The 21,948-nt window shown below is 52.7% G+C and carries 25 protein-coding genes and 1 riboswitch; of the genes, 10 read left to right on the plus strand and 15 right to left on the minus strand.

The window, feature by feature from the left end; all coding sequences use genetic code 11:
* The 5 genes from NBA72_RS21835 to NBA72_RS21855 all read right to left on the minus strand — a co-directional run.
* On the minus strand, positions 1-530 hold a 530-nt coding region (locus tag NBA72_RS21835; protein WP_119504357.1), incomplete at its 3' end, for an aldehyde dehydrogenase family protein.
* 56 nt (positions 531-586) lie between these two features.
* Positions 587-1,579, minus strand: coding sequence for a transketolase family protein (locus NBA72_RS21840; RefSeq protein WP_000083414.1), 993 nt, complete (start codon positions 1,577-1,579; stop codon positions 587-589).
* Positions 1,579-2,424, minus strand: coding sequence for a transketolase (locus tag NBA72_RS21845; protein WP_000784291.1), 846 nt, complete (start codon positions 2,422-2,424; stop codon positions 1,579-1,581). The genes NBA72_RS21840 and NBA72_RS21845 overlap by 1 nt, the downstream gene beginning before the upstream one ends.
* A gap of 13 nt (positions 2,425-2,437) precedes the next feature.
* Positions 2,438-3,187 (minus strand): SDR family NAD(P)-dependent oxidoreductase, encoded by a 750-nt coding sequence (locus tag NBA72_RS21850; RefSeq protein ID WP_000924697.1) that lies wholly within the window; start codon positions 3,185-3,187, stop codon positions 2,438-2,440.
* Between the two features lie 50 nt (positions 3,188-3,237).
* A complete protein-coding gene (locus NBA72_RS21855) occupies positions 3,238-4,569 on the minus strand; it encodes an MFS transporter (protein ID WP_042949759.1) in 1,332 nt (443 codons plus the stop codon).
* A gap of 338 nt (positions 4,570-4,907) precedes the next feature.
* Here NBA72_RS21855 and NBA72_RS21860 point away from each other — a divergent pair, with 338 nt between their 5' ends.
* The 6 genes from NBA72_RS21860 (at position 4,908) to NBA72_RS21885 (ending at position 11,648) form a co-directional block, all read left to right on the plus strand.
* Entirely contained in the window at positions 4,908-5,831 is a 924-nt protein-coding gene (locus tag NBA72_RS21860) for a LysR substrate-binding domain-containing protein (protein WP_001075546.1), read from the plus strand.
* Between the two features lie 73 nt (positions 5,832-5,904).
* A complete protein-coding gene (cecR, locus tag NBA72_RS21865) occupies positions 5,905-6,579 on the plus strand; it encodes a transcriptional regulator CecR (RefSeq protein ID WP_001025254.1) in 675 nt (224 codons plus the stop codon).
* Positions 6,579-7,574 carry a secretion protein HlyD gene (gene hlyD, locus NBA72_RS21870; protein WP_000743436.1) on the plus strand — a complete coding sequence of 332 codons (996 nt, stop codon included), beginning with the start codon at positions 6,579-6,581 and terminating at the stop codon, positions 7,572-7,574. The genes cecR and hlyD overlap by 1 nt, the downstream gene beginning before the upstream one ends.
* Positions 7,567-9,303 (plus strand): ATP-binding cassette domain-containing protein, encoded by a 1,737-nt coding sequence (locus NBA72_RS21875; protein ID WP_001287616.1) that lies wholly within the window; start codon positions 7,567-7,569, stop codon positions 9,301-9,303. Before hlyD ends, NBA72_RS21875 begins: the two co-directional genes overlap by 8 nt.
* Positions 9,296-10,426, plus strand: a complete 1,131-nt coding sequence (locus tag NBA72_RS21880) for an ABC transporter permease (RefSeq protein ID WP_000045762.1) — start codon at positions 9,296-9,298, stop codon at positions 10,424-10,426. The genes NBA72_RS21875 and NBA72_RS21880 overlap by 8 nt, the downstream gene beginning before the upstream one ends.
* Positions 10,427-10,541: 115 nt before the next feature.
* On the plus strand, positions 10,542-11,648 hold the full coding sequence (locus NBA72_RS21885) for an ABC transporter permease (protein ID WP_000469050.1): 1,107 nt from the start codon (positions 10,542-10,544) through the stop codon (positions 11,646-11,648).
* On the opposite strand, the gene NBA72_RS21890 is transcribed toward NBA72_RS21885, so the two are convergent.
* Positions 11,610-12,020, minus strand: coding sequence for a YbhQ family protein (locus NBA72_RS21890; RefSeq protein ID WP_000871970.1), 411 nt, complete (start codon positions 12,018-12,020; stop codon positions 11,610-11,612). The two genes, NBA72_RS21885 and NBA72_RS21890, sit on opposite strands and share 39 nt — an antisense overlap.
* Before the next feature lie 132 nt (positions 12,021-12,152).
* On the opposite strand from NBA72_RS21890, the gene NBA72_RS21895 reads away from it, so the two are divergent.
* Genes NBA72_RS21895 through NBA72_RS21905 form a run of 3 tightly spaced genes read left to right on the plus strand, consistent with a single transcriptional unit; the run spans position 12,153 to position 15,111 of the window.
* On the plus strand, positions 12,153-12,911 hold the full coding sequence (locus NBA72_RS21895; protein WP_000192039.1) for an endonuclease/exonuclease/phosphatase family protein: 759 nt from the start codon (positions 12,153-12,155) through the stop codon (positions 12,909-12,911).
* A complete protein-coding gene (gene clsB, locus NBA72_RS21900) occupies positions 12,908-14,149 on the plus strand; it encodes a cardiolipin synthase ClsB (RefSeq protein WP_042949761.1) in 1,242 nt (413 codons plus the stop codon). The genes NBA72_RS21895 and clsB overlap by 4 nt, the downstream gene beginning before the upstream one ends.
* Positions 14,149-15,111 (plus strand): lysylphosphatidylglycerol synthase transmembrane domain-containing protein, encoded by a 963-nt coding sequence (locus tag NBA72_RS21905; RefSeq protein WP_001129817.1) that lies wholly within the window; start codon positions 14,149-14,151, stop codon positions 15,109-15,111. Before clsB ends, NBA72_RS21905 begins: the two co-directional genes overlap by 1 nt.
* A gap of 2 nt (positions 15,112-15,113) precedes the next feature.
* Here the strand turns inward: NBA72_RS21905 and NBA72_RS21910 are convergent, their stop codons facing one another.
* From NBA72_RS21910 to moaA, 9 genes are all read right to left on the minus strand, one after another.
* Positions 15,114-15,674: a hypothetical protein gene (locus NBA72_RS21910; RefSeq protein WP_042949762.1), complete on the minus strand. Its 561-nt coding sequence runs from the start codon at positions 15,672-15,674 to the stop codon at positions 15,114-15,116.
* Positions 15,675-15,681: 7 nt separating this feature from the next.
* Complete coding sequence (locus NBA72_RS21915; protein ID WP_077917580.1) at positions 15,682-16,290, minus strand: hypothetical protein; 609 nt, start codon at positions 16,288-16,290, stop codon at positions 15,682-15,684.
* A gap of 23 nt (positions 16,291-16,313) precedes the next feature.
* The gene (locus tag NBA72_RS21920) at positions 16,314-17,021 is read right to left on the minus strand and encodes a Bax inhibitor-1 family protein (RefSeq protein WP_042949765.1); all 708 of its coding nucleotides are present in this window, start codon (positions 17,019-17,021) and stop codon (positions 16,314-16,316) included.
* A 145-nt stretch (positions 17,022-17,166) separates the two neighbouring features.
* Complete coding sequence (locus NBA72_RS21925; RefSeq protein WP_000373611.1) at positions 17,167-17,871, minus strand: Bax inhibitor-1/YccA family protein; 705 nt, start codon at positions 17,869-17,871, stop codon at positions 17,167-17,169.
* 47 nt (positions 17,872-17,918) lie between these two features.
* Entirely contained in the window at positions 17,919-18,371 is a 453-nt protein-coding gene (gene moaE, locus NBA72_RS21930; RefSeq protein ID WP_000545202.1) for a molybdopterin synthase catalytic subunit MoaE, read from the minus strand.
* 1 nt (position 18,372) lies between these two features.
* Positions 18,373-18,618, minus strand: a complete 246-nt coding sequence (gene moaD, locus NBA72_RS21935; RefSeq protein WP_000598596.1) for a molybdopterin synthase sulfur carrier subunit — start codon at positions 18,616-18,618, stop codon at positions 18,373-18,375.
* Positions 18,611-19,096 (minus strand): cyclic pyranopterin monophosphate synthase MoaC, encoded by a 486-nt coding sequence (gene moaC, locus NBA72_RS21940; protein ID WP_000080894.1) that lies wholly within the window; start codon positions 19,094-19,096, stop codon positions 18,611-18,613. The genes moaD and moaC overlap by 8 nt, the downstream gene beginning before the upstream one ends.
* Before the next feature lie 2 nt (positions 19,097-19,098).
* Positions 19,099-19,611: a molybdenum cofactor biosynthesis protein B gene (gene moaB / locus NBA72_RS21945; RefSeq protein WP_000084604.1), complete on the minus strand. Its 513-nt coding sequence runs from the start codon at positions 19,609-19,611 to the stop codon at positions 19,099-19,101.
* A gap of 21 nt (positions 19,612-19,632) precedes the next feature.
* Positions 19,633-20,622, minus strand: coding sequence for a GTP 3',8-cyclase MoaA (gene moaA, locus NBA72_RS21950; RefSeq protein ID WP_000168180.1), 990 nt, complete (start codon positions 20,620-20,622; stop codon positions 19,633-19,635).
* A riboswitch (molybdenum cofactor riboswitch) is annotated at positions 20,610-20,754 on the minus strand. (Overlaps the previous gene by 13 nt.)
* A 264-nt stretch (positions 20,755-21,018) precedes the next feature.
* Here moaA and yvcK point away from each other — a divergent pair.
* Entirely contained in the window at positions 21,019-21,927 is a 909-nt protein-coding gene (yvcK, locus tag NBA72_RS21955; RefSeq protein ID WP_001246033.1) for a uridine diphosphate-N-acetylglucosamine-binding protein YvcK, read from the plus strand.
* Positions 21,928-21,948 lie beyond the last annotated feature (21 nt).

A 21,948-nucleotide genomic window follows, 5' to 3' on the forward strand; every position in this document is an offset into this window, starting at 1 on the left:
AGTTCTACGGAAGGTTGATCGATCCAGCCAATCAGATCTTTCGGCGCGCCGGCAGCGATAGCCGCTTGCAGAACGATATCTGCCGCTTTGTTGGTTGCCTCTTTAGCGCGCGGATGCGGAGAAAAGATGATGGCGTTACGCGTTTTCAGGCTAATTAGCGACTTGAAAATCGCGGTAGAGGTCGGGTTGGTTGTCGGAACGATGCCGCAAATAATACCGACAGGTTCAGCAATCGTAATGGTCCCGAAAGTGTCGTCTTCTGACAGCACGCCGCAGGTCTTTTCATCTTTATAGGCGTTATAGATATATTCGGAAGCGAAGTGGTTTTTAATCACTTTGTCTTCCACGATGCCCATACCAGACTCGGCGACCGCCATTTTGGCCAGCGGAATGCGGGCATCAGCGGCGGCCAGAGCAGCGGCGCGGAAGATTTTGTCTACCTGTTGTTGCGTGAAACTCGCGTACTGACGCTGGGCTTTTTTGACGCGCGCAACCAGCGCGTTTAATTCTTCAATGGAATTAATCGACATGGAAACCTCGAACGGAAACAGAGAAGCGCCGCCGCAGAACACGGCGGCGAAAGTCATTAACGCAGACGATGCTTAATTTTTTCTACCATCATCGCGGTGGAGATGCCGTAGCGATCGTGCAGCGTCGGCAGCGCGCCGGCCAGCAGGAATTCGTCAGGCAAACCAACGGTATCCAGCTCACAGCGTACGCCCTTACGCATCAGCAGCGCGGCAACCGCCTCCCCTAACCCGCCGACCGAGGTATGGTTTTCCGCGGTCATCACCAGGCGACCGGGCTTCGACGCCTGCTCAATAATCGCTTTTTCATCAAGCGGCTTGATTGTCGGCACGTGCAGCACGGCCACGCTGATATTATCGGCGCGTAGCTTTTCAACCGCCTCCAGAGCACGCATGGTCATCAGCCCGGAAGAGATAATCAGCACATCATTGCCGTCCTCCAGCAGTTTCGCCTTGCCCAGCTCAAACTGATAGTCGTACTTATCCAGCACCAGCGGCACCTTACCGCGCAGCAGGCGCATATACACCGGGCCGTTATGGTCAGCAATTGCCGGTACCGCCTGCTCTATCTCCAGCGCATCGCAAGGATCGACGATAACCATGCCGGGAATGCCGCGCATAATCGCCAGATCTTCGGTTGCCTGGTGGCTTGGGCCATAACCCGTCGTCAGGCCCGGCAGCGCTGCACAGATCTTCACGTTCAGATGCTCTTCGGCGATCACCTGATGGATAAAATCATAGGCGCGACGGGTGGCAAACGCAGCGTAGGTGGTAGCGAAGGGAATAAATCCCTCTTTCGCCATGCCCCCCGCCGCGCCCATCAGCAGCTGTTCCGCCATTCCCATCTGGAAAAAGCGATCCGGGAAAGCCTGGGCGAAAATATGTAGATCGGTATATTTTGACAGGTCCGCGGTCATACCGACGATTTCCGGGCGCTGCGCCGCCAGTTTTGACAGCGCGACGCCAAACGGCGCAGGGATCGTCGCCTGGCCTTCATCGGCGATAGAAGCAATCATCGCGGACGTTTTTAAACGTGGTTTACTCTGGCTCATTACAGCACTCCTTCCGGTTTGTTAGCGTCCAGCACCGCAATCGCTTTTTGCCACTCGTCAGCATCGACGCGAATAAAATGGTTCTTATCGCGGGTTTCGAGGAACGGCACCCCTTTGCCCATCAGCGTGTCGCAGAGAATGACCCGCGGCTGGTTGCCGGCATGACTTTTCGCGTTGTCAAAGGCCGCAATCACCGCAGCCAGATCGTTACCGTCCACGCGCTGTACGTACCAGCCGAAAGCGGCCCATTTTTCATGCAGCGGCTCAAAGCCGAGGATTTTGCGCGAATCGCCGTCCGCCTGCTGTTTGTTAACATCAACGATGTTAATCAAGTTAGTCAGGCCATAGTGGGCTGCCGACATCGCCGCTTCCCAGGTTGAACCTTCGTCCAGTTCCCCATCCGACATAGAGTTATAAACCCAGGAGGTACTACTTTTTTGCTTCAGCCCGAGCGCCATTCCTACGGCAATGGACAGCCCCTGCCCCAGCGAACCACCGGACATCTCCATTCCTGGCGTGTAGGTCGCCATCCCCGACATCGGTAGTCGGCTGTCGTCGGAGCCGTAGGTTTCCAGCTCCTCTTCCGGGATAATTCCCGCCTCCAGCAGCGCCGCATAATAGGCGATGGCGTAATGGCCGTGAGAGAGCAGGAAGCGGTCGCGCCCTTCCCACTCAGGGTCTTCCGGACGGTAGGTCATCGCGTGGCTGAACGCCGTTGCCAGCACATCGGCATAGCCCAGAGCCTGGCCGATATAGCCCTGTCCCTGAACTTCCCCCATTTGCAGGGCGTAGCGGCGGATGCGCCACGCCGCCGCAGCGACTTTTTGTGATTCGGTCATCTTCATCTCATTGCCTCGCTTAGTGAATTAACATGCCGCCGTTAACATCCAGGGTGATACCGGTGGAGTAGGACGCGAGATCGCTTCCCAGGAACAGCGCGGCGCGCGCGATGTCTACCGCATCGCCCAGGCGGTTCATCGGGATCCCGGCAAGGATGTTGGCCGTCATTTCATCGGTCAGCTTACCGGCGGTGATGTCGGTCTGAATCAGCCCAGGGGTGATGCAGTTTACGCGGACGTTATCGGGGCCAAGCTCTCGCGCCATCGCCCGCGCCAGACCGAGCACGCCGGCTTTTGCCGCGCTGTAGTGCGGGCCGCCGAAGATACCGCCGCCGCGCTGGGCGGAAACGGAGGAGATGCAGACAATGCTGCCGGATTTTTGCGCTCTCATGACCGGGATAACCGCCTGTGACATCAACAGCGTGCCGCGCAGGCTGACGTCAAGCACCGCGTCATAATTAGCGCGCTTAATGTCCATTAGCTTCAGCGGCTGAGTAATACCGGCGTTATTCACCAGTACATCGACCCGACCATATTTAGCCATGATCTGTTCAATTGCCGCCTGAACCTGAACTTCGTCAGCGACGTTTGCCGCTAACCCGAGATGACCTTCGCCTAATGCCGCAGCTGCGGCTTCACTGGCTTCGCCATTGAGGTCGATAATGACCACTTTAGCGCCGTTTTCAGCAAATAATTTCGCGGTAGCAAAACCCAAACCGCGTGCGGAGGCCGCGCCAGTAATAATGGCGACTTTATCTTTTAATAACATATTTTCACTCCATGACATTACGTCATATTAATTAACAGGATATATTTCCGTTATTGTGGCTCATCGAGGAAGAGAATAACCACCAGACCAATTGCTGCGCAGATACCGAAATAGGTAAATACAGAATTAAAGCTGCCGGTCTTATCAAGTAAAAAACCCGCAGCCATCGGAGCGACAAACCCGCCGAGGTTGCCGCCGCTATTGATAATAGAAGAGGCAATGGGATAAGTTTTCGTGTCCGAAACCGCCATACCGTATGCTGTGAATGCGGGCCAGCCAATATTCAGGCATAAACCGACGAAGAATAACCCAACACATACCGCCCAGGTGCTTGCCGGAATATTCAGCATAATTAACATCATGACCACGGTAGAAATAGCAGTAAACATCATCGTTGGCTTACGACGACGGCCTAATACTTTATCCGAAATCCATCCGCCGCCAATCGCGCCAATAAACCCGCCGATGCACGGCATACTGGCTACAAACCCCATACTCATGACATCAAAACCGCGCTCTTTCACTAAATAGAGCGGAATCCAGGTTAATAAGCCGTACAGCACGCTAACCATCATAAAATAGGCCAGGCAGTCACCGAGGATATTTTTGGAGGTGAATAATCCTTTTGCCGTATCGATAGGCGCCATTTTTTTCACCCGAATAATTTTATCCAGCAAAGTGAAACGATCGGCAATTAATATATTTTCCCGTACGGTGTTTTTATGGATATCACGCCCGGCATTAATCTCTTCCAGTTCACTTTGCGAAACAAATCCGCTCTCTGAAGGTTTTGACTTAACCAGTAAATACCAGGCAATCGCCACCACGATCCCCGGGATCGCAAAGGAGAAAAAGACCCACCGCCAGCCCCAGGTGACCGCAATCCACACCGCCAACGGCGGCACGATAATCGGCGCAAACATGGTGGCCGCGATATAAACGCCGGTTGCCGTGGCTTTCTCTTTCGGCGGAAACCAGTTATTAATGGTTGAAGCCAGCCCCACCGGGCATGGTCCTTCGCTAAGCCCCAGTCCCAGTCGCACCATCTTCAGGCTAAACACCGAACTTACCGTGCCCATCAGCCAGGTGAAAGCGGAAAAGCCGAAAATTGATAGTGAAACTAACCCCCGCGTGCCGCGTTTGGCGATAAAAAAACCTGCCGGGATCTGGCTTACCGCGTAGCCAAGGAAAAACATACTGGCGATGGCCCCGGCTTCAAAGTTGTTGATATGAAACTCATCAATGATAAACGGCAGCACCGCGCCGATATTGGTTCTGTCGGCGTAATTTATTGCATACACCAGGAAAATCATCGTCAAAACCACCAAACGATATTTTGTCTTCCTGGCGTCAGTACAGACTACAGTATCTATACGTGACATAGGGTATCCTCATTATTGTTTTATATTTTCGCGAACCTTACCGCATCGCGCCTTGTTATCAGGCCTGTGGTTGCAATATAACAATCCCCAAAAGAAACGGTATTCAAAAAACCTCAATTATGAATGAGGAAAATTTGCTTCGTGACTGGATTCAAATTATTGTTGAATCAGCTTGACCGACAGAAATGGCAGATAAAACTGTTAACTTCATCACGAATTACCCCATAACTTATTTTTCGCCTATGTTAAGCTGACCAGGTATTAGGGGAGTAACCGCTGAATTTACTTCCTGGGGTAATAAAATTGGGCGATCATCATTCCATTCACCGGAGATAATCATGAACCAGCCACTACAGAATAAAAGCTTGCCTGTGCCATCTTTACGCAATATCCAGGCATTCATTGAAGTGGCTGATACCAACAGCCTGAATCTGGCAGCTGAAAATCTCAATGTTACGGCCTCCGCGGTAAGCCATCAGATAGCCAGTCTGGAACAGTATCTGGGAAAGAAACTTTTTTCGCGCAGCAGTAAAGGCGTCGTATTGACCGCGATTGGTGAAAAATATTTAAAAGAGGTTTCGGGGGCGTTAAACATTATTGGACAGGCTACCAACCAGGTCATAAATGATATTCACCAGGATTATTTACGCATACATTCAGCACCGAGTTTTGGATTACTATGGTTGATGCCCCGTCTGAATAAATTTCGCCAGGCCTGGCCTGAGCTTAAAATTAGCCTGACCTGTTCTTACGAAAGTATTCAGTTCTCCCGTGATAATATCGACATCGATATCCGCCACGGCCTTTCACAATGGCCGACGCTGGTCGTCAAAACCATAAAAAATGAACGTATGCTCCCCTATACGTCATCGACTTATTTAGCGAGTCATAGCATTCAAAACATTGAAGACTTACTGGGTTGCGATCTTATTCATTCAGATAGCACGCTGATCAACTGGAGCAACTGGCTGTCCTGGCATAAGGTTCGCGGCTGGAATAAAAACTTTATTTTTAATTTTGACCGCTCCTATATGAGCATTGAGGCTGCACGTATGGGCATGGGGATTATTCTTGAAAGCAATTTACTGGCCGGACAAAGCGTTAGCCAACGCCACCTGGCGCCCGTTTTTACGACTGACGTGAGTATGCCGGTTAACGCTCACCACTTCGTTTTGCCACATCACAATGAACAAAAAGAGAAAGTGAAGATATTCTTTAATTGGGTTTCCAAAGAGCTAAGCCGCGAAGGATTTCAGATCTAATAGCTGGCGGTAGACAAACCTGAAATGTGCGCCTAAAGTTAATCAATCGATTGATTAAGACTTAGGGCGTGTGATGAATATTCCCACTACGACCACCAAGGGCGAGCAGGCGAAAAGTCAGCTCATTGCCGCCGCGCTGGCGCAGTTTGGCGAGTATGGACTCCATGCCACCACGCGCGATATCGCCGCGCTGGCGGGGCAAAATATTGCCGCTATTACTTACTATTTCGGCTCAAAAGAGGATTTATACCTCGCCTGCGCCCAGTGGATTGCCGATTTTCTTGGCGAAAAATTTCGCCCCCATGCTGAAAAAGCGGAACGTCTGTTTAGCCAGCCTGCCCCTGACCGGGACGCCATACGCGAGCTCATTCTGCTCGCCTGCAAGAACATGATTATGCTGCTGACGCAGGAAGACACCGTTAACCTGAGCAAATTTATTTCACGCGAGCAGCTCTCTCCCACGTCGGCCTATCAATTGGTTCATGAACAGGTTATCGATCCGTTGCATACCCATCTGACAAGATTGGTTGCCGCTTATACCGGCTGCGACGCCAATGATACGCGCATGATTTTGCATACCCATGCCTTACTGGGCGAAGTGCTGGCGTTTCGTCTCGGCAAAGAAACTATTCTGTTACGTACCGGCTGGCCGCAGTTTGATGAAGAAAAAGCGGAGCTGATTTACCAGACGGTAACCTGCCACATCGATCTTATTCTGCACGGTTTAACGCAAAGGAGTCTGGACTGATGAAAAAACCTGTCGTTATCGGACTGGCAATCGCAGCGATCGTCGCTGTGATTGCCGGTGGAACCTGGTGGTATCAAAGTCGGCAGGACGATGGGCTGACGCTATACGGTAATGTCGATATCCGTACCGTCAATATCAGCTTTCGCGTCGGCGGCAGGCTGGCGTCGCTGAATGTTGATGAAGGCGATACTATCAAAGCCGGACAGGTGCTCGGCGAACTGGATCACGCGCCATACGAAAACGCGCTAATGCAGGCGAAAGCTGGCGTGTCGGTCGCGCAGGCGCAATATGATTTGATGCTGGCAGGCTATCGCGATGAAGAGATAGCCCAGGCCGCCGCCGCCGTCAGACAGGCACAAGCCGCTTATGACTACGCGCAAAACTTTTATAACCGTCAGCAAGGATTGTGGAAAAGCCGCACCATTTCCGCTAACGATCTGGAAAACGCCCGCTCATCGCGCGATCAGGCGCAGGCGACGCTGAAGTCCGCGCAGGATAAACTGAGCCAGTACCGTACCGGTAATCGTGAACAGGATATCGCCCAGGCGAAAGCCAGCCTGGAACAGGCAAAGGCCCAACTGGCGCAGGCGCAGCTTGATTTACAGGACACCACGCTTATCGCGCCTGCCAACGGAACCTTGCTCACCCGCGCGGTCGAGCCTGGCAGTATGCTGAACGCCGGCAGTACGGTATTAACGCTCTCGCTGACCCGCCCCGTCTGGGTGCGCGCCTATGTCGATGAACGCAACCTCAGTCAGACGCAACCGGGGCGCGACATTCTGTTGTATACCGACGGTCGTCCTGACAAACCTTACCACGGTAAGATTGGTTTCGTTTCGCCCACCGCGGAATTTACGCCGAAAACCGTCGAAACGCCGGATCTGCGTACCGATCTTGTCTATCGCCTGCGCATTATCGTCACCGATGCGGACGATGCGTTACGCCAGGGGATGCCAGTCACGGTGAAATTTAATGACGAGGCACGGCATGAGTGAGGCCGTTATTACGCTGCACGGTCTGACGAAGCGCTTTGCGGGAATGGATAAACCCGCCGTCGCGCCGCTCGACTGTACCATTCATTCCGGTTATGTCACCGGGCTGGTAGGGCCGGACGGCGCAGGAAAAACCACGCTAATGCGTATGCTGGCAGGCCTGCTCAAAGCCGATGGCGGCAGCGCGTCCGTATTGGGCTTCGACCCGATACAAAACGACAGCGAGCTGCACGCGGTTCTGGGCTATATGCCGCAGAAATTCGGTCTGTATGAAGATCTTACCGTCATGGAGAACCTTAATCTCTATGCCGATTTACGCAGCGTTACCGGCGAGATACGGGAAAAGACCTTTGCCCGTTTGTTGGAATTTACCGCCCTCGGCCCTTTCACTGGCCGTCTGGCGGGGAAATTGTCCGGCGGGATGAAGCAAAAACTGGGGCTGGCCTGTACGCTGGTCGGCGAACCGAAAGTGCTGCTGTTGGATGAACCGGGCGTTGGCGTTGACCCGATTTCACGGCGCGAGTTGTGGCAAATGGTCCACGAACTGGCGGGCGACGGGATGCTGATTTTATGGAGCACCTCCTATCTGGATGAAGCCGAACAGTGTCGCGATGTACTGCTGATGAATGAAGGCGAGCTGCTCTATCAGGGCGAACCTAAAGCGCTGACGCAAACGATGGCCGGTCGTAGCTTTCTGATGAGCAGTCCACAGGAAAACAACCGTAAGTTACTACAGAGAGCGCTCAGACTGCCGCAGGTGAGCGACGGCATGATTCAGGGGCGTTCGGTACGCCTGATCCTGAAAAAAGAGGCGACCGCAGCAGATATTCGTCAGGCCGAAGGAATGCCGGAAATCACCCTCAATGAGACCGCGCCGCGCTTCGAAGATGCGTTTATCGATCTGCTTGGCGGAGCGGGAACCTCGGAGTCTCCGCTGGGTTCAATCCTGCATACGGTTGAAGGCACTGCCGGCGAAACGGTGATTGAAGCGCAGGAACTGACGAAAAAATTTGGCGATTTCGCGGCCACGGACCATGTTAATTTCGTCGTACAGCGCGGCGAGATTTTTGGCCTGCTCGGCCCGAACGGCGCGGGTAAATCAACCACCTTTAAAATGATGTGCGGCCTGCTGGTGCCGACATCCGGCAAGGCGCTGGTGCTGGATATGGATCTGAAAGTCAGCTCCGGCAAAGCCCGTCAGCATCTGGGTTATATGGCGCAAAAATTTTCGCTTTACGGCAACCTGACGGTTGAGCAGAACCTGCGTTTTTTCTCCGGCGTCTACGGTTTGCGGGGCCGCGCGCAAAATGAAAAAATTCAGCGCATGAGTGAAGCGTTTGGTCTGAAAAGCATCGCGTCGCATCCCACCGATGCGCTGCCGCTGGGCTTTAAACAGCGACTGGCGCTGGCCTGCTCGCTGATGCACGAACCGGATATTTTATTCCTTGATGAACCAACGTCCGGGGTTGATCCCCTCACCCGCCGTGAATTTTGGCTGCATATTAATAGCATGGTGGAAAAAGGGGTCACGGTAATGGTGACGACCCACTTTATGGATGAGGCGGAATATTGCGATCGCATCGGACTGGTTTATCGCGGGAAGCTTATCGCCAGCGGTACGCCGGACGATCTCAAAGCGCAGGCCGCCGATGAGCAACAGGCCGATCCGACGATGGAGCAGGCCTTTATCACTCTCATCAATGACTGGGATAAGGAGCATACGCATGAGTAAGTCTCTCTCCTGGCGCCGCGTGCGTGCGTTGTGCGTCAAAGAGACGCGCCAGATCGTGCGCGATCCCAGTAGCTGGCTGATTGCGGTGGTGATCCCGCTGCTGTTGCTGTTTATTTTTGGTTACGGCATTAACCTCGACTCCAGCAAGCTGCGGGTGGGGATTCTGCTTGAACAACAAAGCCAGGAGGCGCTGGATTTCACTCATGCGATGACCGGTTCACCCTATATCGACGCGACCATTAGCGATAATCGCCATGAATTAATTGAAAAAATGCAGGCCGGACGCATTCGCGGACTGGTGGTGATTCCGGTGGATTTCGCGCAGCAAATGGCGCGCGCCGGTGACAGCGCGCCGATTCAGGTGATTACCGACGGCAGCGAGCCAAACACCGCCAACTTCGTTCAGGGCTATGTGGAAGGCATCTGGCAAATCTGGCAACAGCAGCGGGCGGAAGATCGCGGCGACACCTTTGAACCGCTCATCGACGTCCAGACGCGCTACTGGTTTAACCCGGCGGCGATCAGTCAGCATTTTATCATTCCCGGGGCGGTGACCATTATCATGACGGTAATTGGCGCAATCCTCACCTCGCTGGTCGTTGCCCGCGAATGGGAGCGTGGCACGATGGAGGCGCTGCTCTCAACCGAAGTGACGCGTGTTGAACTGCTGCTGTGTAAGCTTATTCCCTATTACTTTCTCGGTATGCTGGCGATGCTGCTCTGTATGCTGGTATCGGTGTTTATTCTCGGCGTGCCGTATCGCGGTTCGCTGGTGATTCTGTTTATCATCACCAGTCTGTTTTTACTGAGTACGCTGGGGATGGGGCTGTTGATTTCCACCATCACTCGCAACCAGTTTAACGCCGCGCAGGTGGCGCTGAACGCCGCCTTTTTGCCCTCGATTATGCTGTCCGGATTTATCTTCCAGATAGACAGTATGCCTGCGGTGATCCGCGCGGTGACCTATATTATTCCGGCGCGCTATTTTGTCAGCACCCTGCAAAGTCTGTTTCTGGCCGGCAATATTCCGGTCGTGTTAGGCGTTAACGTACTGTTTTTAATCGCCTCGGCGGTGATGTTTATTGGCCTGACGTGGCTAAAAACCAAACGACGGCTGGATTAAATATGTGTATGGATAATTGTCGTCGTAGGCCGTATAAGGCGTTCACGCCGCCATCCGGCATTATGCCTGATGCGCTTTGCTTATCAGGCCTACAAACTGGACTGAGAGGACGGACATGTTTCATCGCTTATGGACGTTAATTCGCAAAGAACTGCAATCGCTTTTACGCGAACCGCAAACGCGTGCGATCCTGATTCTGCCGGTGCTGATTCAGGTCATCCTGTTTCCGTTCGCCGCGACGCTTGAAGTCACTAACGCGACTATCGCCATCTATAACGAAGATAACGGCAAACATTCGGTAGAACTTACCCAGCGCTTTGCCCGCGCGAAAGCGTTTACCCATGTGCTATTGCTGAACAGTCCGCAGGAGATCCAGCCGACTATCGATACGCAAAAAGCGCTGCTGCTGGTGCGCTTCCCGGCGGATTTCTCGCGGAATCTGGATACCTTCCAGCCAGCGCCGATGCAACTCATTCTTGATGGACGTAACTCCAACAGCGCGCAAATCGCCGCCAATTATCTGCAACAGATCGTCAAGGAGTATCAGCAGACATTGATGGACGGCAAGCCAAAGCCCAACAATAGCGAACTGGTGGTACGCAACTGGTATAACCCGAATCTGGACTACAAGTGGTTTGTGGTGCCCTCGCTGATCGCCATGATCACCACTATTGGCGTGATGATCGTCACTTCGCTGTCCGTCGCCCGCGAGCGTGAACAAGGCACTCTGGATCAGCTGCTGGTCTCTCCGCTCACCACCTGGCAGATTTTCGTCGGCAAAGCGGTGCCGGCGCTGATTGTCGCGACCTTCCAGGCCACGATCGTGCTGGCTATCGGCATTTGGGCATACCAAATTCCCTTCGCCGGTTCGTTAGCGCTGTTTTATTTCACGATGGTGATTTACGGGCTGTCGCTGGTAGGCTTTGGCTTGCTGATATCATCGCTTTGCGCCACGCAACAGCAGGCGTTTATCGGCGTCTTTGTCTTTATGATGCCGGCGATTTTGCTCTCGGGTTATGTCTCGCCGGTGGAAAATATGCCGGTCTGGCTGCAAAACCTGACGTGGATAAATCCTATCCGCCACTTTACTGATATTACCAAGCAAATTTATCTTAAGGATGCGAGTCTGGGAATTGTCTGGGGAAGTTTGTGGCCGCTACTGGTGATAGCGGCCACCACGGGTTCAGCGGCGTATGCGATGTTTAGACGCAAAGTGATGTAGCTTTTTATCTTTCGCCAGTAGCGAGACCACGGCGGGCCCGGCCAGGATAGCCAGCCCCGCCAGCGCCAGCAAGACATTGTTTTGCAATACGCGGGATAGCAGCCAGAGGACAATCAGCGCGGTGCCGAAGTACCAGGTGGTAGTCAGCTCTTCCAGCACATCCGCCACATCGCGCCAGCGTTGCTCATGATGGCGCTGCAACGCCAGCATCAGCAGTACCGTCACGCCATAAAGCACGCATAATCCCAGGCCGACGCGCACTAATGTGCCGCTCATCCAGCCTATTACCAGCATCGCCACTACCAGTAAATGCAACATAATCTGCCAACAACCGAGGCCGGTTGCGACACGAACGCGTTGTTGCCACTTCATGGCTTTTCTCCTGAAGCATTTTTCTCTCATTATTCAGAGTACCGAACTTTACGGAAAATTCCGTAAGACCGCATCTTTTTGTGACGACGACTACACTATTTCAATCAGGATAGTGACGCGGACAGGAAGAAAATGACTCAACACACGCGAAATTTTTCATTCAAAGTGCTCACAATTAATACGCACAAAGGTTTTACCGCCTTTAATAAACGCTTCATCCTGCCGGAGCTGCGCGACGCCGTCAGAACGGTCGGTGCCGATATCGTCTGTCTGCAAGAAGTAATGGGCGCGCATGAAGTACATCCGCTGCATATCGAAAACTGGCCGGACACTACCCACTATGAATTTTTGGCCGACACCATGTGGAGCGATTTCGCCTATGGCCGCAATGCGGTCTATCCGGAAGGCCATCACGGTAACGCGGTTCTTTCTCGCTATCCCATTGAACATTATGAAAATCGCGACGTCTCGGTCGGCGGTAGCGAAAAACGCGGCGTGCTCTATTGCCGCATTACGCCGCCCATGCTCAACCGCCCTATCCACGTCATGTGCGTACATCTCGGCCTGCGGGAGAGCCACCGCCAGGCGCAGTTAACCATGCTGGCGGGATGGGTGAATGCCTTGCCGGAATCAGAACCGGTGCTGGTGGCCGGAGACTTTAATGACTGGCGGCAAAAGGCCGGCCCGCCATTAAACGCGGCCGGGCTGGAGGAGATATTCACCCGTGCCCATGGCCGACCGGCGCGCACATTCCCGGTGAGTATGCCGCTGCTGCGACTCGATCGTATTTACGTCAAGAATGCGAACGCCAGTTCTCCTACGGCGCTACCGCTGCGGAACTGGCGACATTTATCAGACCATGCCCCCCTTAGCGCGGAGATCCATCTATGAAATGCGGCTGGCGTGAAGGTAATCAAATTCAGCTACTGGAAAACGGCGACCAGTTCTATCCTGCCGTGTTTGAGGCTATCGCTCAGGCACAGCAAAAAATCATTCTGGAAACCTTTATCTTGTTTGAAGATGAGGTGGGTAAAAAACTCCATGCCGCTCTGCTAAAAGCCGCACAGCGCGGCGTAAAATCCGAAGTATTACTCGACGGCTACGGCTCTCCCGATCTCAGCGACGCGTTTGTCGGCGAATTAACCTCGGCGGGCGTGATTTTTCGCTATTACGACCCCCGCCCGCGTCTACTGGGGTTGCGAACCAATATCTTCCGCCGAATGCACCGCAAAATTGTGGTGATTGATGATCGTATTGCCTTTGTCGGCGGCATTAACTACTCCGCCGAACATATGTCGGATTACGGCCCGCAGGCGAAACAAGACTACGCGGTACGGGTCGAAGGGCCTGTAGTGGCCGATATCCTGCAATTCGAAGTCGAGAATCTGCCGGGGCAAAGCCCCGCGCGCCGCTGGTGGAAGCGCCATCATCAGGCCGAAGAAAACCGCCACCCCGGCGAAGCGCAGGCGCTGTTTGTCTGGCGTGATAATGAAGAACACCGCGACGATATCGAACGTCATTATCTGAAAATGCTGACCCAGGCAAAGCGTGAAGTGATTATCGCTAACGCCTATTTTTTCCCCGGCTATCGCTTGCTCCACGCAATGCGTAAAGCCGCCCGCCGTGGCGTGAGCGTAAAACTGATTGTCCAGGGGGAACCAGACATGCCGATAGTCAAAGTCGGCGCGCGGTTGCTCTATAACTATCTGGTGAAGGGCGGCGTGCAGGTTTATGAATACCGACGCCGTCCGCTGCATGGCAAGGTGGCGCTGATGGACGATCACTGGGCCACGGTAGGGTCGAGTAATCTCGATCCGCTCAGCCTGTCGCTTAACCTTGAAGCTAACCTGATCATTCACGATCGTACCTTTAACCAGACCCTGCGCGATAATTTACAAGGCATCATCGTGAACGATTGTAAGCAGGTCGATGAGTCTATGCTGCCGAAACGCACCTGGTGGAACCTGACCAAAAGCGTGCTGGCGTTCCACTTTTTACGTCATTTCCCGGCGCTGGTCGGTTGGCTACCGGCGCATACCCCGCATCTGGCGCAGGTTCCCCCGCCTGCCCAGCCGGAAATGGAAACCCAGGATCGCGTTGATCCAGAAAATACAGGAGTGAAGCCCTAATGGCTAAATCGCATCCGCGCTGGCGGCTGGCTAAAAAAGTGCTGACCTGGCTGTTTTTTATTGCGGTCGTCGTTCTGCTGGTGGTTTATGCTAAAAAGGTCGACTGGGGCGATGTCTGGACCGTCATCCGCGACTATAACCGCACGGCGCTTTTAAGCGCTGTAGGACTGGTGATCGTTAGCTATCTTCTGTACGGCTGCTACGACCTGCTTGGACGGCTTTATTGCGGCCATAAGCTGGCGAAGCGACAGGTGATGTTGGTATCGTTCGTCTGCTATGCCTTTAACCTGACGCTCAGCACCTGGGTCGGCGGGATCGGGATGCGTTACCGACTATACTCTCGCCTCGGGTTGCCCGGCAGTACTATCACGCGCATTTTCTCACTCAGCATTACCACTAACTGGCTGGGCTATATTCTGCTTGGCGGCATCATTTTTACCTTCGGCATTGTCCAGCTTCCCGACCACTGGTATATCGATGAAGGCACGCTACGTATTCTCGGTATCGTTTTATTGTTGATTATCGCGGTCTATCTGTGGTTTTGCGCCTTTGCGAAGCGGCGGCATATGACGATTAAAGGACAGAAACTGGTGCTGCCGTCATGGAAATTCGCGCTGGCGCAGATGGCGATCTCCAGCGCGAACTGGATGGCGATGGGCGCCATCATCTGGCTGCTGATGGGTCAGGATGTGAACTATTTCTTTGTGCTGGGCGTACTGCTGGTGAGCAGTATCGCGGGCGTCATCGTGCATATTCCGGCAGGCATCGGCGTGCTGGAGGCCGTATTCCTTGCGTTGCTGGCGGGCGAACATACGTCGCAAGGCACGATTATCGCCGCCCTGCTCGCGTACCGCGTGCTTTACTATTTTATTCCCCTGTTGCTGGCGCTGGTGTGCTATCTGATCCTGGAGAGCCGGGCGAAGAAGCTGCGGGCGAAAAACGAGCGGGCGATGGCGAAATAAATTTAAGCAGACGCGTTTTCGCTTTCCAGCACAACGCGTTTTATCCGGTAAAAATAAATATATGCTGAGAAAAAAGACGTATTCATCTGTAAGCGGGAAAAAAGCAGCAATGACCAGCTAAACAGCAGCAGGAGCACTTCGTGAAACTCGCCCATGAATACTGATGACAGGGTACAGAACGTTGCCAACGTAACGGAAATAATGGCCAGTAATAGCGCATAGCGGTAAATAATGACCCCGCTCATTCTTCCTTTAAGCAGGAGCTGATTTGACGGGGTAAGAAAAGCGATATAGCCCACGGCCAGGAAGAAGACCAGCTCCAGATGCTTTTTATTGTGCAGCTCAAACTGCGCAATAACCATGTTTATACTGATGATCCATGTCATGGTCATCATGATCGCCGTAAGCCCAATAACGCCTCCGTGAGGAATACCTTGTTCATACCAGTTTTTTTTGTAGTGGCTGGCCGGATACACAGGTAACTTAATTTCTGGCGGGATCAACTGCCCTTTTTTCACCAGCTCCGCCAGTGTTTTTCCTGTTAGCCACGTCATCAGGTTCATGGGCTTATCATTTCCTTGTCTGTGAGGTGAGATATTTTTGTAATGCGACTCGCACTAATCGACGCCCCAGGCAGAAACGAATCATCATCGTAAACGTTTCGCCATTCATCACCCAGCGGCAAAGCACAACCATAATAATCGCGATAACCAGATCACTCTTTAGTTCGCTATTTTGATTGCACAACACGTCAAATAATCCAGTACCACAGAGCATAATATTTAATAAAAACAGTAAAACGCAGAGGCGCAATCCCAGGATAAAACCTTTGGCAATAAGCCATACCTCAGCCATAACACATAGCATCATACCTATAGCACTGCCAAAATAAATAATTATATTTAGTGGCCAATACAGGATAAACTTATCAAAAACAAAATGCGCACTGCACACACCTCCCACAAGAAGCATAAAACTAAACGCGCAAACAGGCGCAGGATTAGGTAATGAATGTTCCCATGAAAATCCGGTAGTGAAATGAGAAATCAGCGCTGGCGGGCATTTCTTATTAAAATCCTCGCCGCCATTTTTAATGGCGCGAGTGACGTCTTTAGCTTCACAAAACGCTAACCAAAATTGTTTGCCACATAATTTACTCATTATACCCATCATCACCAACCTGAATAAAAAACCTGCAACGCCTACGGCCTGAAAGATAATAGTATTTCCAGAATCATCAAAATGATATAACGACACAGCGTAACCACAGCATTAATAATGCCAAGGTAAAGCGTCAGCGCGCCAAATAAAGCGCAACGAGACAGGGATGAAAACTCGCTGTGGTATAACATGCGGGCATAACCATGAAGTGTCGATTTTTCTAGTGCTGTAATCAATGTCCATACCAATACCGTCAGCATACTGACTATCCAGGCCATAGTGCTACTGGCCACCAGGCTATTGACAACTATCGCAGCGATGATCCCGCTTACCGCCATGAAGATTAACGGCCTGAATAGACCAGAACTGATATTCAGGTAGAAAATAAATAAGGCATTAAGACTAAACATGATTCCAACAATCACGAAAATGGTCGCGCCACCTGAGAAAAGGTAAGCTAATGACACGCCGGTAAGCGTAATGATGGCAATATATATCAACGTTGCGACAACAGTGCCAAAGCGGGAAAGACAGGTAACGGCCCCATACCCCAGGCCAAGCAAAAGTGCTGATATCCACAAAACAACAACAGGTTGAACGTGAGTTATCAAAAAATGAGTATACAACGTTAACCATATAATGCCGGCGGTACACCATAGTCCCAACGCAGTATACCAATAGGTAAGGGATAACATTGTCGCGGGAATAAATGCTATTTGTCGTATACGTATTGCAGCCAGAGGTCCCACTTGTCATTTATCACTCTTCACATGATCACGGTGATAAGAATGGCAAGCGCAGGAAAACATTTCTAAGATATTTATGCTGTTTCGCCCTAAATATAGTCCTAAAAAAATCCTGGCGCAGGGCCAGGATTTTAAGAGATCGCTATAATTAGCGGCGATTGCCAAAAATACGCAGTAACATCAGGAACAGGTTGATAAAGTCCAGGTACAGCGTTAACGCGCCGAGAATCGAATATTTACGCAGATTAGCGCTATCGCGGGTATCTATTTGCTCGCCGATATTTTTCAGTTTCTGCGTGTCATAGGCGGTCAGACCGACAAACACCACCACCCCGATATAGGTTACCGCCCACATCAGCGCTTCACTCTTCAGCCAGAAATTGACCAGCGAGGCCAGAACGATACCAATAAGCGCCATAAACAGCATATTGCCGAAACCGCTAAGATCGCGTTTAGTGGTGTACCCGTACAGGCTCATGGCGCCAAACATTCCCCCCGTCACCACAAACGTGCTGGCGATAGAGGAGTAGGTGTAAACGATAAAAATACTGGATAACGTCAATCCGGTTAGCGCCGAATAGAGCATAAACAGCGTCGTCGCCATTCCGGCGCTAAGTTTATGCACCAGTCCCGACAGAACAAACACCAGCGCAAGCTGGGCAATAATTAAGCCAAAGAAGGTGATCTTACTGGAAAAGACAAACATCATGACGGCTGGCGTATTAGCCGCATACCACGCGATAAACGCGGTCAGTAACAGTCCGACCGTCATCCAGCCATACACTTGCGCCATATAGGTCTGCAGGCCGGACCGCGCCTGCACTATTGAATCAGATCGTGGAAATCTGTCCATGATGAACTCCTGTGTGGAAATGATACCCTAAAGCGTATCACATTCTGCTACCAACGTTTCGCCAACTGCTGGTCGCTGTCGCGCGCTTCGACCCAGCGATCGCCTTCCGGCGTGGCTTCACGCTTCCAGAACGGCGCACGGGTTTTCAGATAATCCATAATGAACTGGCCGGCGTCGAACGCGCTACTGCGGTGCGCGCTGGTGACGCCGACAAACACAATCTCATCGCCCGGCCATAATTCGCCAACGCGATGAATCACCGTGACCCGCCCCAGCGGCCAGCGGGAACGCGCCTTCGCGACGATCTCCGCCAGAGCTTTCTCAGTCATGCCGGGATAATGCTCCAGCGTCAGCGCCTTAACGCTATCGCCCAGGTTATGATTGCGCACTTTTCCGGTAAAGGTGACGACCGCGCCGTCTTCGTCGCGCGCCGCCAGCCAGGAATATTCCTCCCCGACGCTAAACGGCGCGGGGCCGACTACAATTCGCGTTTCGTGCATGTTAGCCCCCCGTGACTGGCGGGAAAAACGCCACTTCATCGCCCGCCGTCAGCGGATGGTCAAAACTTACCAGCGTCTGGTTGACCGCCGCCAACAGCTTGCCGTCTTCCAGCGCCAGCGCCCAACGATCGCTCTTTGTCGCCAGATGCTGTCGCAGCGACTCAACGGTGGAAAAATCTGCTGGAAGATCCAGCGCATCAGTTCCTGTAAGCTCGCGAACCTGGGCGAAGAAAAGCACCTTAATCATGCGCATCCACCTTAAAATCCCCCGATTTGCCGCCGCTTTTCGCCAGCAGGCGCACCGGACCAATTACCATATCTTTTTGTACCGCTTTGCACATGTCGTAGATGGTTAACGCTGCGACGGACGCCGCGGTTAACGCTTCCATTTCGACGCCGGTTTTACCGGTCAGACGGCACAGAGACTCAATACGTACACGGTTATGCTCCGGCTCGGCCTGAAGCTGAATCTCCACTTTACTTAGCAGTAGCGGGTGGCACAGCGGGATCAGCTCCCAGGTGCGTTTGGCGGCCTGAATACCGGCAATTCGGGCGGTCGCGAAAACATCGCCCTTGTGGTGTTTGCCATCAACAATCATCGCCAGCGTTTCACTACGCATGGTAACGAATGCTTCCGCACGCGCTTCACGAACGGTTTCCGCTTTCGCGGAAACGTCCACCATGTGCGCTTCGCCTGCGGCGTTTATATGGGTTAATTGCGACATCGTTATTTCTTTAAATGAGGGTGAAAATTACATGGGCGTGTACGGGCATCCAGCTGCGGCGCAATGATATTCTCCCATGCGGTTCTGCACGCTTTTGTGGAGCCCGGCATGGCGAAAATCAAGGTGTTATTCGCCACGCCAGCTACCGCGCGCGACTGCAGAGTTGCGGTGCCGATCTCTTCAAACGAGAGCATGCGAAACACTTCGCCAAATCCTTCCACTTCACGATCGAATAGCGGCAACAGCGCTTCCGGCGCCTGATCGCCTTCGGTCAAACCGGTCCCACCAGTTATCAATACGACCTGCACCTCATCACTGGCGATCCAAGCGGAAACCTGGGCGCGAATCGCGTAACGGTTCTCTTTAACGATGGCTTTCGCCACCACTTCATGCCCGGCCTCCTGCGCCGAATCACGCAGATAATGACCGGAGGTGTCGTCTTCTTCGCCGCGTCGGCTGGAAACAGTAAGAATAGCGATGCGGGTCGGGATAAATTCAGCGCTGACCTGACTCATCTGAAATCTCCTTATTAAGGATTAACCGCCAATGTAAGATAAATTTTGCGTAATACCAGTATTGCTCTGGTGAAGGAAATGGGTCTGCTTTTTCTCCCGCAACGCGTCGGAAATACGTTCCTCAAGCGCGTATTGCTGCGCATCATCCTGTAACAGGTCGCGTAAACTCACGCCGCCGTCGCCAAACAGACATAAATGCAGCTTCCCGACGGACGAAACACGCAGGCGATTACAGGTGGCGCAGAAATCTTTTTCGTACGGCATAATGAGACCGATCTCACCGGCGTAATCGGGGTGACAAAAAACCTGCGCCGGACCATCGCTACGCTGGCGGAGCTGGTGGATCCAGCCGCGCTTAATCAGCTCGTCGCGTAATACCTGACCCGAAATATGATGTTTGCGGAAGAGATCGCTCCCCTCGCCCGTCTCCATAAGTTCAATGAAGCGTAGCTGAATGGGGCGAGGCTGAATCCAGGCAAGGAAGGTATCCAACTGATGGTGATTCACGTCGCGCATCAGCACGGTGTTGACTTTCACCTTTTCGAAACCGGCGTCAAAGGCGGCATCGATGCCCGCCATCACCTGGCGGAATTTGTCCTGACCGGTAATCGCATGGAACTGACGCGCATCCAGACTATCCACGCTAACATTGACGCCCGTCAGCCCCGCTTCGCGCCAGTTCGCGGCATCGCGCGCCAGTCGATAACCGTTAGTGGTCACCGCGATCTGGCGAATAGCATCATTTTCACCCACGGCGGCAATGATGTCGGTAAAATCGCGGCGTAATGAAGGCTCGCCGCCGGTAAGACGCACCTTCTCCGTGCCAAGACTGGCAAAAGCGCGCGTAACGCGACGAATTTCATCAACGGTAAGGAAACCGTTGTTAGTGACGCCGCCAGGTTTGTAGCCATCCGGCAGGCAGTAGGTGCAACGAAAGTTACACACATCGGTAATCGACAAACGCAAGTAGTAAAACTTACGCGCGAAAGCATCGGTAAGTTGTGAAGCCATGTACACCTTTCCAAATACGGGAGGCGGAGTCATTTCTTCCTGCGCCCTGGTGGCAAACGTTAAACGTTGTCACGGCCAAAGCACCATATCAAAAATGACCCAGGTGCAGAGGCTAGAGTGTTTACTGTGGTTACGCCGATACTAGCGTGTAAATGACAATTTCGCCATCACGCTTTCGCTATATAAATATATACATAGCGATATGATCGTGCTATTTAGCGACAGAATACGTGAAAATCACACTTTTACATTGATATATATCATTTAGCCGTGGTAACGCCCTCGCTATAAAGGGGTAGTCGGGAATAATTAATTGTCTTTTAGCCGGTCGGCTAATTGCTGAAAACCCGCGACTTGCGCTACTGTAGCGCTGCTTATTTGACTTCAGGAATTTTTATGCGCAATCGTACGCTGGCTGACCTTGATCGTGTCGTTGCCCTCGGCGGAGGGCATGGATTAGGACGCGTCCTCTCCTCGCTTTCTTCATTAGGTTCGCGCCTGACCGGCATTGTGACTACCACAGATAACGGGGGGTCAACTGGCCGTATTCGCCGCTCGGAAGGCGGGATCGCCTGGGGCGATATGCGCAACTGTCTGAATCAGTTAATTACCGAACCCAGCGTCGCATCCGCTATGTTTGAGTACCGTTTTGGCGGTAATGGCGAACTTTCTGGTCATAACCTCGGAAATTTGATGTTAAAGGCGTTAGATCACCTGAGCGTGCGGCCTCTGGAAGCGATTAATTTAATTCGTAATCTGCTTAAAGTGGACGCGCAACTGATCCCGATGTCGGAGCTACCGGTAGATCTGATGGCGATTGACGATCAGGGGCATGAGATTTATGGCGAGGTGAATATCGATCAGTTAGCGACTCCGCCGCAGGAGATCATGTTAACGCCAAACGTTCCGGCGACGCGGGAAGCGGTACAGGCCATTAATGACGCGGATCTGATTCTGATTGGCCCTGGCAGTTTTTATACCAGCCTGATGCCTTGCCTGCTGCTGGATGAACTGGCGCAGGCGCTGCGGCGCACCCCAGCGCCAATGGTGTATATCGGCAATCTGGGTCGCGAACTGAGTCTGCCCGCCGCCAGTTTAACGCTGGTCGATAAGCTGGCGATGATGGAGCAATATATTGGCAAAAAAGTCATTGACGCAGTAGTGGTTGGGCCGCGAGTTGACGTCAGTGCGGTGAACGATCGGCTGGTGATTCAGGAAGTGCTGGAGGCCAGCGATATCCCCTATCGCCACGATCGTCAGTTATTACATAATGCGCTGGAAAAAGCGCTACAGGCGTTGGGTTAAGCCCGTTTACCGACGACGCTG

It is taken from the genome of Salmonella sp. NW1250, from assembly GCF_051812965.1.
In the GTDB taxonomy this organism is placed as follows: domain Bacteria; phylum Pseudomonadota; class Gammaproteobacteria; order Enterobacterales; family Enterobacteriaceae; genus Salmonella; species Salmonella enterica.

Excerpts from the sequence above, each read along its gene's own strand:
- NBA72_RS21840 (WP_000083414.1), bottom strand. The coding sequence starts at position 1,579 with ATGAGCCAGAGTAAACCACGTTTAAAAACGTCCGCGATGATTGCTTCT.
- NBA72_RS21845 (WP_000784291.1), bottom strand. The coding sequence starts at position 2,424 with ATGAAGATGACCGAATCACAAAAAGTCGCTGCGGCGGCGTGGCGCATC.
- NBA72_RS21850 (WP_000924697.1), bottom strand. The coding sequence starts at position 3,187 with ATGTTATTAAAAGATAAAGTCGCCATTATTACTGGCGCGGCCTCCGCA.
- NBA72_RS21855 (WP_042949759.1), bottom strand. The coding sequence starts at position 4,569 with ATGTCACGTATAGATACTGTAGTCTGTACTGACGCCAGGAAGACAAAA.
- NBA72_RS21860 (WP_001075546.1), top strand. The coding sequence starts at position 4,908 with ATGAACCAGCCACTACAGAATAAAAGCTTGCCTGTGCCATCTTTACGC.
- cecR (WP_001025254.1), top strand. The coding sequence starts at position 5,905 with ATGAATATTCCCACTACGACCACCAAGGGCGAGCAGGCGAAAAGTCAG.
- hlyD (WP_000743436.1), top strand. The coding sequence starts at position 6,579 with ATGAAAAAACCTGTCGTTATCGGACTGGCAATCGCAGCGATCGTCGCT.
- NBA72_RS21875 (WP_001287616.1), top strand. The coding sequence starts at position 7,567 with ATGAGTGAGGCCGTTATTACGCTGCACGGTCTGACGAAGCGCTTTGCG.
- NBA72_RS21880 (WP_000045762.1), top strand. The coding sequence starts at position 9,296 with ATGAGTAAGTCTCTCTCCTGGCGCCGCGTGCGTGCGTTGTGCGTCAAA.
- NBA72_RS21885 (WP_000469050.1), top strand. The coding sequence starts at position 10,542 with ATGTTTCATCGCTTATGGACGTTAATTCGCAAAGAACTGCAATCGCTT.
- NBA72_RS21890 (WP_000871970.1), bottom strand. The coding sequence starts at position 12,020 with ATGAAGTGGCAACAACGCGTTCGTGTCGCAACCGGCCTCGGTTGTTGG.
- NBA72_RS21895 (WP_000192039.1), top strand. The coding sequence starts at position 12,153 with ATGACTCAACACACGCGAAATTTTTCATTCAAAGTGCTCACAATTAAT.
- clsB (WP_042949761.1), top strand. The coding sequence starts at position 12,908 with ATGAAATGCGGCTGGCGTGAAGGTAATCAAATTCAGCTACTGGAAAAC.
- NBA72_RS21905 (WP_001129817.1), top strand. The coding sequence starts at position 14,149 with ATGGCTAAATCGCATCCGCGCTGGCGGCTGGCTAAAAAAGTGCTGACC.
- NBA72_RS21910 (WP_042949762.1), bottom strand. The coding sequence starts at position 15,674 with ATGAACCTGATGACGTGGCTAACAGGAAAAACACTGGCGGAGCTGGTG.
- NBA72_RS21925 (WP_000373611.1), bottom strand. The coding sequence starts at position 17,871 with ATGGACAGATTTCCACGATCTGATTCAATAGTGCAGGCGCGGTCCGGC.
- moaE (WP_000545202.1), bottom strand. The coding sequence starts at position 18,371 with ATGCACGAAACGCGAATTGTAGTCGGCCCCGCGCCGTTTAGCGTCGGG.
- moaD (WP_000598596.1), bottom strand. The coding sequence starts at position 18,618 with ATGATTAAGGTGCTTTTCTTCGCCCAGGTTCGCGAGCTTACAGGAACT.
- moaC (WP_000080894.1), bottom strand. The coding sequence starts at position 19,096 with ATGTCGCAATTAACCCATATAAACGCCGCAGGCGAAGCGCACATGGTG.
- moaB (WP_000084604.1), bottom strand. The coding sequence starts at position 19,611 with ATGAGTCAGGTCAGCGCTGAATTTATCCCGACCCGCATCGCTATTCTT.
- moaA (WP_000168180.1), bottom strand. The coding sequence starts at position 20,622 with ATGGCTTCACAACTTACCGATGCTTTCGCGCGTAAGTTTTACTACTTG.
- yvcK (WP_001246033.1), top strand. The coding sequence starts at position 21,019 with ATGCGCAATCGTACGCTGGCTGACCTTGATCGTGTCGTTGCCCTCGGC.